This is a genomic window from Streptomyces sp. NPDC006602 (assembly GCF_042870385.1).
Classification (GTDB): domain Bacteria; phylum Actinomycetota; class Actinomycetes; order Streptomycetales; family Streptomycetaceae; genus Streptomyces.
In genome coordinates, this window is the sequence record NZ_JBIAHG010000007.1 from 359,061 (window position 1) to 369,164 (window position 10,104).

The 10,104-nt window shown below is 69.0% G+C and carries 9 protein-coding genes; 7 read left to right on the forward strand and 2 right to left on the reverse strand.

Annotated features, from left to right (window positions below):
* Window positions 1-249: 249 nt before the first annotated feature.
* Genes ACFYO2_RS21515 through ACFYO2_RS21530 form a run of 4 tightly spaced genes read left to right on the forward strand, consistent with a single transcriptional unit; the run spans window position 250 to window position 5,115 of the window.
* Entirely contained in the window at window positions 250-2,472 is a 2,223-nt protein-coding gene (locus tag ACFYO2_RS21515; protein ID WP_388351239.1) for a polyribonucleotide nucleotidyltransferase, read from the forward strand.
* Window positions 2,469-3,848 (forward strand): M16 family metallopeptidase, encoded by a 1,380-nt coding sequence (locus tag ACFYO2_RS21520; RefSeq protein ID WP_388351242.1) that lies wholly within the window; start codon window positions 2,469-2,471, stop codon window positions 3,846-3,848. Before ACFYO2_RS21515 ends, ACFYO2_RS21520 begins: the two co-directional genes overlap by 4 nt.
* A 50-nt stretch (window positions 3,849-3,898) precedes the next feature.
* Window positions 3,899-4,651 carry a 4-hydroxy-tetrahydrodipicolinate reductase gene (gene dapB, locus ACFYO2_RS21525; RefSeq protein WP_388351245.1) on the forward strand — a complete coding sequence of 251 codons (753 nt, stop codon included), beginning with the start codon at window positions 3,899-3,901 and terminating at the stop codon, window positions 4,649-4,651.
* An 8-nt stretch (window positions 4,652-4,659) separates the two neighbouring features.
* Window positions 4,660-5,115 carry a hypothetical protein gene (locus ACFYO2_RS21530; RefSeq protein ID WP_388351248.1) on the forward strand — a complete coding sequence of 152 codons (456 nt, stop codon included), beginning with the start codon at window positions 4,660-4,662 and terminating at the stop codon, window positions 5,113-5,115.
* A gap of 70 nt (window positions 5,116-5,185) precedes the next feature.
* On the opposite strand, the gene ACFYO2_RS21535 is transcribed toward ACFYO2_RS21530, so the two are convergent.
* A complete protein-coding gene (locus ACFYO2_RS21535) occupies window positions 5,186-5,740 on the reverse strand; it encodes a hypothetical protein (protein WP_388351251.1) in 555 nt (184 codons plus the stop codon).
* A 90-nt stretch (window positions 5,741-5,830) separates the two neighbouring features.
* Window positions 5,831-6,067 (reverse strand): hypothetical protein, encoded by a 237-nt coding sequence (locus tag ACFYO2_RS21540; protein ID WP_388351254.1) that lies wholly within the window; start codon window positions 6,065-6,067, stop codon window positions 5,831-5,833.
* A 201-nt stretch (window positions 6,068-6,268) separates the two neighbouring features.
* Between ACFYO2_RS21540 and thyX the strand changes: the two genes are divergently transcribed.
* From thyX to ACFYO2_RS21555, 3 genes are all read left to right on the forward strand, one after another.
* A complete protein-coding gene (gene thyX / locus ACFYO2_RS21545) occupies window positions 6,269-7,009 on the forward strand; it encodes an FAD-dependent thymidylate synthase (protein WP_388351256.1) in 741 nt (246 codons plus the stop codon).
* Window positions 7,010-7,219: 210 nt separating this feature from the next.
* Window positions 7,220-8,119, forward strand: a complete 900-nt coding sequence (gene dapA, locus ACFYO2_RS21550) for a 4-hydroxy-tetrahydrodipicolinate synthase (RefSeq protein ID WP_388351259.1) — start codon at window positions 7,220-7,222, stop codon at window positions 8,117-8,119.
* A 153-nt stretch (window positions 8,120-8,272) separates the two neighbouring features.
* A complete protein-coding gene (locus ACFYO2_RS21555) occupies window positions 8,273-9,958 on the forward strand; it encodes a ribonuclease J (RefSeq protein WP_388351262.1) in 1,686 nt (561 codons plus the stop codon).
* The last annotated feature ends 146 nt before the right edge of the window (window positions 9,959-10,104 follow it).

Below are 10,104 nucleotides of genomic sequence, written 5' to 3' on the forward strand. Positions count from 1 at the left end.
TACTGTGGTAGCACAACGCAATACGTACGACGCAGAGTGATGACGCGTGCTCGCTGAGGGCATGGCGTCATACGACAAAGAACGAGGAGAAGCGCACCTCGCCGCCGCCGGTCCTCGGTAGTGGCCCCCGGACGAAGAGAGCCCCGAGGGCTTCGATCGAAGACCGGCCCGCACCAGACGGAGCGCTTCTCCGCAACCGTCCCCCTGCCACACGGGCAGACAAGGGACGAAGACGAGGAGAAAACGCTAGTGGAGAACGAGACCCACTACGCCGAGGCCGTCATCGACAACGGTTCCTTCGGCACCCGCACCATCCGTTTCGAGACGGGCCGCCTGGCCAAGCAGGCCGCCGGCTCCGCCGTGGCGTACCTGGACGACGACACCATGGTGCTGTCGGCCACCACCGCCTCCAAGAACCCCAAGGACCAGCTCGACTTCTTCCCCCTGACGGTGGACGTCGAGGAGCGGATGTACGCCGCCGGCAAGATCCCCGGCAGCTTCTTCCGCCGTGAGGGCCGCCCCTCCGAGGACGCCATCCTCACCTGCCGCCTCATCGACCGCCCGCTGCGCCCGTCCTTCAAGAAGGGCCTGCGCAACGAGATCCAGGTCGTCGCCACCATCATGGCGCTCAACCCCGACCACCTGTACGACGTCGTGGCGATCAACGCCGCCTCCGCGTCCACGCAGCTGGCCGGTCTGCCCTTCTCCGGCCCGATCGGCGGCGTCCGCGTCGCGCTGATCAACGGCCAGTGGGTCGCGTTCCCGACGCACACCGAGCTCGAGGACGCCGTCTTCGACATGGTCGTCGCCGGTCGCGTCCTGGAGGACGGCGACGTCGCGATCATGATGGTCGAGGCCGAGGCCACCGAGAAGACCATCCAGCTCGTCAAGGGCGGCGCCGAGGCGCCGACCGAGGAGGTCGTCGCCTCCGGTCTGGACGCCGCGAAGCCCTTCATCAAGGTGCTCTGCAAGGCCCAGGCCGACCTCGCCGCGAAGGCCGCCAAGCCGACCGGCGAGTTCCCGGTCTTCCTGGACTACCAGGATGACGTCTTCGAGGCGCTGTCCGCCGCCGTCCGCCCCGAGCTCGCCCAGGCGCTCACCATCGCCGGCAAGCAGGACCGCGAGGCCGAGCTGGACCGCGTCAAGGCGCTGGCCGCCGAGAAGCTCCTGCCGGAGTTCGAGGGTCGCGAGAAGGAGATCTCCGCCGCGTACCGCGCGCTGACCAAGGCCCTGGTCCGTGAGCGCGTCATCAAGGAGAAGACGCGCATCGACGGGCGTGGGCTGACGGACATCCGTACGCTCGCCGCCGAGGTCGAGGCCATCCCGCGCGTGCACGGTTCAGCGCTGTTCGAGCGTGGCGAGACGCAGATCCTGGGCGTCACCACCCTGAACATGCTCCGGATGGAGCAGCAGCTGGACACCCTTTCCCCGGTGACCCGCAAGCGCTACATGCACAACTACAACTTCCCGCCGTACTCCGTCGGCGAGACCGGCCGCGTCGGCTCCCCGAAGCGCCGCGAGATCGGCCACGGCGCGCTCGCCGAGCGCGCCATCGTGCCGGTCCTGCCGACGCGTGAGGAGTTCCCGTACGCGATCCGTCAGGTGTCCGAGGCCCTCGGCTCCAACGGCTCGACGTCCATGGGCTCGGTCTGTGCCTCCACCATGTCGCTGCTGAACGCCGGTGTGCCGCTGAAGGCCCCCGTCGCCGGTATCGCCATGGGTCTGATCTCCCAGGAGATCAACGGCGAGACGCACTACGTCGCCCTCACCGACATCCTCGGTGCGGAGGACGCCTTCGGCGACATGGACTTCAAGGTCGCCGGCACCAAGGAGTTCGTGACCGCCCTCCAGCTCGACACCAAGCTGGACGGCATCCCGGCCTCCGTCCTGGCCGCCGCTCTCAAGCAGGCCCGTGACGCCCGCCTCCACATCCTCGACGTGATGATGGAAGCGATCGACACGCCGGACGAGATGTCCCCCAACGCCCCGCGGATCATCACCGTCAAGATCCCCGTGGACAAGATCGGCGAGGTCATCGGCCCGAAGGGCAAGATGATCAACCAGATCCAGGAGGACACCGGCGCCGAGATCACGATCGAGGACGACGGCACCATCTACATCGGTGCCCAGGTCGGCTCGCAGGCGGAGGCCGCCCGCGCCACGATCAACTCGATCGCCAACCCGACCATGCCGGAGGTCGGCGAGCGCTACCTGGGCACGGTCGTGAAGACGACCACCTTCGGTGCGTTCGTCTCGCTGCTCCCGGGCAAGGACGGTCTGCTGCACATCTCGCAGATCCGCAAGCTCGCCGGCGGCAAGCGCGTGGAGAACGTCGAGGACGTGCTCGGTGTGGGCGCCAAGGTCCAGGTCGAGATCGCCGAGATCGACTCCCGCGGCAAGCTCTCCCTCATCCCCGTGATCGAGGGCGAAGGCGACGGCGACGACGAGAAGAAGGACGACACCGACCAGTGACGTCGAGCAGCTCCACGGCGACGGCCCGCACCTCCTCGGAGGCGCGGGCCGTCGCCCGTACCCAAACCCTGATCAAGGGCACCAACGGCATCGGTGTCGTCCGCAAGACCACCCTCCCCGGCGGCCTGCGCATCGTCACCGAGACCCTGCCCTCGGTCCGCTCGGCGACCTTCGGCATCTGGGCCCACGTCGGCTCCCGCGACGAGACGCCGGCCCTGAACGGCGCCACCCACTATCTGGAGCACCTCCTCTTCAAGGGCACGTCCCGCCGTAGCGCGCTGGACATCTCCTCCGCCATCGACGCCGTCGGCGGCGAGATGAACGCCTTCACGGCGAAGGAGTACACGTGCTACTACGCGCGCGTGCTCGACACCGACCTGCCCCTGGCCATCGACGTCGTCTGCGACATGCTCACGGGCTCCCTCATCCGTGAGGAGGACGTCAACGTCGAGCGCGGCGCGATCCTCGAAGAGATCGCCATGACCGAGGACGACCCGGGCGACTGCGTGCACGACCTGTTCGCGCACACCATGTTCGGCGACAACCCCCTCGGCCGCCCCGTCCTCGGCACGGTCGACACGGTCAACGCCCTCACCGCCGACCGCATCCGCCGCTTCTACAAGAAGCACTACGACCCGACCCATCTCGTGGTCGCCGCGGCCGGCAACATCGACCACAACAAGGTCGTACGACAGGTCCGCGCCGCCTTCGAGAGGGCGGGCGCCTTCAAGAACCCGGACGCCGAGCCCATCACGCCCCGCGAGGGCCGCCGCGCCCTGCGCACCGCCGGCCGGGTCGAGCTGATCGGCCGCAAGACCGAGCAGGCCCATGTCGTGCTCGGCATGCCGGGCCTGGCCCGCACGGACGAGCGCCGCTGGGCGCTGGGGGTGCTCAACACGGCCCTCGGCGGCGGCATGTCCTCCCGCCTCTTCCAGGAGGTCCGCGAGAAGCGCGGCCTGGCCTACAGCGTGTACTCGTACACCTCCGGCTTTGCCGACTGCGGCCTGTTCGGCGTGTACGCGGGCTGCCGCCCGAGCCAGGTGCACGACGTTCTGAAGATCTGTCGCGACGAACTCGACCAGGTAGCCGAACACAGCCTCTCGGACGACGAGATCGGCCGTGCCATCGGCCAGCTCCAGGGCTCCACCGTCCTGGGCCTGGAGGACACGGGCGCGCTGATGAACCGTATCGGCAAGAGCGAGCTGTGCTGGGGCGAGCAAATGTCCGTCGACGACATGCTGGCCCGGATAGCCTCGGTCACCCCGGACGACGTCCGTTCGGTCGCCCGCGAGATCCTGGGGCGGCGGCCCTCGCTGTCGGTCATCGGCCCGCTGAAGGACAAGCAGGCGTCCCGACTGGACGAGGCCGTCGCCTGACCAAGTCCGAAACTCCGAAACTCCGGAACACCGGTTAAGGAAGCAAGAAGATGAGCAAGCTGCGCGTGGCGGTCCTCGGTGCCAAGGGCCGGATCGGCTCCGAGGCGGTACGGGCGGTCGAGGCCGCCGAGGACATGGAGCTGGTCGCCGCCCTGGGCCGGGGCGACACGCTGGAGACGCTGGCCGAGACCGGCGCCCAGGTCGCCGTCGAACTGACCACGCCGGCCTCGGTGATGGACAACCTCGACTTCTGCGTACGGCACGGCATCCACGCCGTCGTCGGTACGACCGGCTGGACCGACGAGCGCCTCGCCCAGCTGAAGGGCTGGCTCGCCCAGTCCCCGGAGACCGGTGTGCTCATCGCGCCGAACTTCTCCATCGGGGCCGTACTGACCATGAAGTTCGCGCAGATCGCCGCGCCCTACTTCGAGTCCGTCGAGGTCGTCGAACTGCATCACCCGAACAAGGTGGACGCCCCGTCCGGCACCGCCACGCGCACCGCCCAGCTCATCGCCGAGGCCCGCCGCGCGGCCGGCTCCGCACCGGCGCCGGACGCCACGGTGACCGCCCTGGACGGCGCGCGGGGAGCCAGCGTGGACGGCGTGCCCGTACACGCCATCCGCCTGCGCGGTCTGCTCGCCCACCAGGAGGTCCTGCTGGGCGGCGAGGGCGAGACGCTGACCGTCCGCCACGACTCCCTCCACCACAGCAGCTTCATGCCGGGCATCCTGCTCGGCGCCCGCCGCGTGGTGACCACCCCGGGCCTGACCTTCGGCCTGGAAAACTTCCTGGACCTGGGCTGACACCCGCCATGCGAGCCAAGCTCTCCTACGCCACAACGGCTGCCGCCCTGGTCGTCTACTTCGTCCTGGTCGGCAGCCGCGGCGTCATGCTCATCCAGTCCGGCACGCTCCTCACCGTCACCTTCGGCGTGGCAGTGCTGATCCTGCCGGTCATCGGCCTGTGGTTCCTGTGGAAGAACACCCAGTTCGTCCGCAAGGCCAACCAGCTCGCCGCCGAACTCGACGCCCAGGGCGGCCTGCCCGTCGACGAGCTGAAACGCACCCCCGGCGGCCGTATCGACCGCGACTCCGCCGACGAGGTCTTCGCCAAACGCAAGGCCGAGACGGAGGCAGCTCCCGACGACTGGCGCAGCTGGTTCCGCCTCGCCGTCGCCTACCACGACGCCCGCGACACCCCGCGCGCCCGCAAGGCGATGCAGCGGGCGATAGCCCTGCACGACGGCAAGCCGGTCCAGGCGGCCTGACAACGCCCGCCGCACGCCGAAGGGGCCGACCCGCACCAGATGCGGGCCGGCCCCTTCGCGTTGCCGGACATCAGCCCCGCCGGTACTCCTGGCCCCACGCCTCGACCGCGTCCGACGCCTTGTCGAAGGCCTCGGCACGCGCCAGGAAGTCCGCGTTGTGCGTGGTCAGCAGAACCGGCACGTCGTCCGTGGCACGGTCACGCCGCACGAGGAGCAGTGCCTGCCCCTGAACGGTGCGCGGCAGCCCGAGCCAGCGCACCGGCTGCTGCACCGTCCTGAGGGCCGCCACCCGGTCCCAGGCCACCGTGCGCGTGAGGAGGAAGTCCACCCGGCGCAGCCCCTGCGCGCTCACCCACACGCCCACGCGCAGCAACCGCAGGGCACCGACGATGACGAGCAGCGCGATGCCGAGTACCACACCCGCCTCGGACACCGAGCCGGTCAGCGCGATGATGACGGCCGCGAAAAGCAGGTACGAGGCGAGCAGCAACACGATCGCGGCGACGCCCACGCGCCACGGACCGGGCCGGTAGGGGCGCCGCCAGCGGTCGCGGTCGTCGAACGGCAGCGCGACGTCGTCCGTCGACTCGAATGCGCGGTCGGCCGTCAGGAAGGGCAGGGGCACGGCTGGGTCCTCACTCAATCCATCCACGGGCTGTGCCCGGTGAGGTTATCGACTTGTACCCCTGCTCACCACCTTGGGGTCCAGATGGAGTCAGTGCCCCTGTGACGCTTGGGACTGCTGTGTCGGCGCCGACTGATCCGGACTGAGCGCCGGCATCCCGACGACCAGGGAGCCCACCAGTGCGGCGACGATGCTGAGCCCCAGCAGCCAGCGCCCGGCTATTTGACTCACGGACGCGCGCTCGCGGGGCGGGGGAGTGACATTGCTGCGGAACTTGTCGGCTTCGGCGAGGAAGGCGAACGGTACGGGTTCGCGCCGACGGAACATCGGGGGTACTTCTCCCTTCCGGGATCGAACGAGTGACTCTCACTGACACAGACGAGCGGGTGCCCCAAAAGGTGCCGGCTTTCCCCCAAATCGCAGAAGTTCACCAAAGTTGTCGCCTCCCGGCACCGAACGCCCCGATGTCAGTGCCGGGTCGTAGAGTGGGCGCCGCCCGAGTGAAGTGATGGAAGGACCCTCCGAGCCGTGACCGACACCCCCGCCGACGACCTCAAGCCCAGCTTCCGCAGCGACGTCACCGTCGAGCTCGTCAAGCACACCGCGTCCGACGCGGACGTCCTCTTCGCCGCCCGCGTCTCGACCGTCGGCGAGCAGTCCCTGGACGAGCTGGGGAAGGACCCGGAGCGCTCCAAAGGCTTGATCAACTACCTCATGCGGGACCGGCACGGCAGCCCCTTCGAGCACAACTCGATGACCTTCTTCATCAGCGCCCCGATCTTCGTCTTCCGCGAGTTCATGCGACACCGCGTGGGCTGGTCGTACAACGAGGAGAGCGGCCGCTACCGCGAGCTCCAGCCGGTCTTCTACGTCCCCGACGGCTCCCGCAAGCTGGTCCAGGAGGGCCGCCCGGGCAAGTACGTCTTCGTCGACGGCACCCAGTCCCAGCAGGAGCTGGTGGCCCGCACCATGGAGGACTCCTACCGACGGGCGTACGAGGCGTACCAGGAGATGCTCGCCGCCGGCGTCGCCCGCGAGGTCGCCCGCGCCGTCCTCCCCGTCGGCCTCTTCTCGTCGATGTACGCCACGTGCAACGCCCGCTCGTTGATGCACTTCCTCGGCCTGCGCACCCAGCACGAGCTGGCGAAGGTCCCGTCCTTCCCGCAGCGCGAGATCGAGATGGTCGGCGAGAAGATGGAGGCCGAGTGGGCCAAGCTCATGCCGCTCACCCACGCGGCCTTCAATGCGAACGGCCGTGTGGCGCCGTAACGCAACCTCGTTCCCGCAGGGCACAGATGTACGGATCAGCCTCGCGAAGTGTCCCGTATTGCGGCATTTAGAGAAGTTCATCTAGCCTGATCAAACGGACCCGGCACTGCTTGAACCCCCGAGCAGGCAGTGCCGGGCTCCGCATTTGTCGCCACTTGTCGCCTCCCCCGAGGGCAGACCCCACCTTGAGCAACGAGTAGCGTGTTACCCATGGCTCCGACCTCCACTCCGCAGACCCCCTTCGGGCGGGTCCTCACCGCCATGGTCACGCCCTTCACGGCGGACGGCGCACTCGACCTCGACGGCGCACAGCGGCTCGCCACCCACCTGGTGGACGCAGGCAACGACGGCCTGATCGTCAACGGCACCACCGGTGAGTCGCCCACCACCAGCGACGCGGAGAAAGCGGAACTCGTACGAGCCGTCCTGGAGGCCGTCGGCGACCGCGCCCACGTCGTCGCCGGCGTCGGCACGAACGACACCCACCACAGCATCGAGCTCGCCCGCACGGCGGAGCAGGTCGGCGCACATGGCCTCCTGGTCGTCACGCCGTACTACAACAAGCCCCCGCAGGAGGGCCTGTACCGGCACTTCACGGCCATCGCCGACGCTGCCGAGCTGCCGGTCATGCTCTACGACATCCCCGGTCGCAGCGGCGTCCCGATCAACACCGAGACGCTCGTGCGCCTCGCCGAGCACCCGCGGATCGTCGCCAACAAGGACGCCAAGGGCGACCTCGGCCGCGCCAGCTGGGCCATCGCCCGCTCCGGCCTCGCCTGGTACTCCGGCGACGACATGCTGAACCTGCCGCTGCTCTCCGTAGGCGCGGTCGGCTTCGTCTCGGTCGTCGGCCACGTGGTCACTCCCGACCTGCGGGCCCTCGTGGAGGCGTTCACCTCTGGTGATGTCCAGAAGGCGACCGAGATCCACCAGAAGCTGCTCCCGGTCTACACCGGCATGTTCCGCACCCAGGGCGTCATGACCATCAAGGCCGCGCTCGCCCTGCAGGGCCTGCCCGCCGGACCGCTGCGCGCCCCCATGGTCGAACTCGCGCCCGAGGAGATCGAGCAGCTCAAGATCGATCTTGCTGCGGGCGGGGTACAGCTCTAGCACCAGACTTCGCGAACCCCTTCGCGCGATCAGACTTCACAACTGAATAAGCAGGCCACCGGTGCCTGTGTCCACAACGACAACTGCTTCTGCACGAACGTCATGCGCGCCACGTGCCCACCGGTACGTGGCGCGTGTGGTGAGGAGAGTCTTTTGAGTCATCCGCATCCTGAACTCGCCCCGCCCCCACCGCTCCTCGACGGCGGCCTGCGCGTCACCCCGCTCGGCGGCCTCGGCGAAATCGGCCGGAACATGACGGTCTTCGAGTACGGCGGCCGTCTGCTGATCGTCGACTGCGGCGTGCTCTTCCCCGAGGAGGAACAGCCCGGCATCGATCTGATCCTTCCGGACTTCACGTCCGTCCGGGACCGCCTCGACGACATCGAGGGCATCGTCCTCACGCACGGCCACGAGGACCACATCGGCGGCGTCCCCTATCTCCTCCGGGAGAAGCCGGACATCCCGCTGATCGGCTCCAAGCTGACCCTCGCCCTGATCGAAGCGAAGCTCCAGGAGCACCGCATCCGCCCGTACACCCTGGAAGTGGCGGAAGGGCACCGTGAGCGCATCGGCCCCTTCGACTGCGAGTTCGTCGCGGTCAACCACTCCATCCCGGACGCCCTGGCCGTGGCCATCCGCACGCCCGCGGGCATGGTGGTCCACACGGGCGACTTCAAGATGGACCAGCTCCCGCTGGACAACCGCCTCACGGATCTACACGCGTTCGCACGGCTGAGCGAGGAGGGCATCGACCTCCTCCTCGCCGACTCGACGAACGCCGAGGTCCCGGGGTTCGTGCCGCCCGAGCGCGACATCTCCAACGTCCTGCGCACGGTCTTCGGGAACGCCCGGAAGCGGATCATCGTGGCGAGCTTCGCCAGTCACGTCCACCGCATCCAGCAGATTCTGGACGCGGCCCACGAGTACGGCCGCAGGGTCGCCTTCGTCGGCCGCTCGATGGTGCGCAACATGGGCATCGCCAGGGACCTGGGCTATCTGAAGGTCCCGCCAGGCCTGGTCGTGGACGTCAAGACGCTCGACGACCTGCCGGACCACGAGGTGGTCCTGGTCTGCACGGGTTCCCAGGGCGAACCGATGGCGGCCCTGTCCCGCATGGCCAACCGCGACCACCAGATCCGCATCGTCCCCGGCGACACGGTCATCCTGGCGTCGTCGCTGATCCCAGGCAACGAGAACGCGGTCTACCGCGTCATCAACGGCCTGACCCGCTGGGGCGCGAACGTCGTCCACAAGGGCAATGCCAAGGTGCACGTTTCCGGCCACGCGTCCGCGGGCGAGCTCCTGTACTTCTACAACATCTGCCGCCCGAAGAACCTGATGCCGGTCCACGGCGAATGGCGCCACCTGCGCGCCAACGCCGAGCTGGGCGCCCTGACCGGCGTCCCGCACGACCGGATCGTCATCGCCGAGGACGGCGTGGTCGTCGACCTCGTCGAGGGCAAGGCGAAGATCTCCGGCAAGGTCCAGGCGGGCTACGTGTACGTCGACGGCCTCTCGGTCGGTGACGTGGGCGAGCCGGCGCTGAAGGACCGCAAGATCCTCGGAGACGAGGGCATCATCTCGGTCTTCGTGGTCATCGATTCCTCGACCGGCAAGATCACAGGCGGACCGCACGTCCAGGCCCGTGGTTCCGGCATCGATGACTCGGCCTTCGCCGATGTCATCCCAAGGGTCACCGAGGTGCTGGAGCGGTCGGCCCAGGACGGCGTTGTGGAGCCGCACCAGATGCAGCAGCTCATCCGCCGGACCCTGGGCAAGTGGGTCTCGGACAGCTACCGGCGCAGGCCGATGATCCTGCCTGTGGTGGTGGAGGTCTGACGGTCTGTCGGCCTTCGTCCGCGTGAACCAGGAGCGGGGGGGGGGGGGGGGGGGGGGGGGGGGGGGGGGGGGGGGGGGGGGGGGGGGGGGGGGCGCGGCCGCCCCGGCCCCGCGGCCGCCGCGAGCGCCGGCCCCGCGCCGCCCGC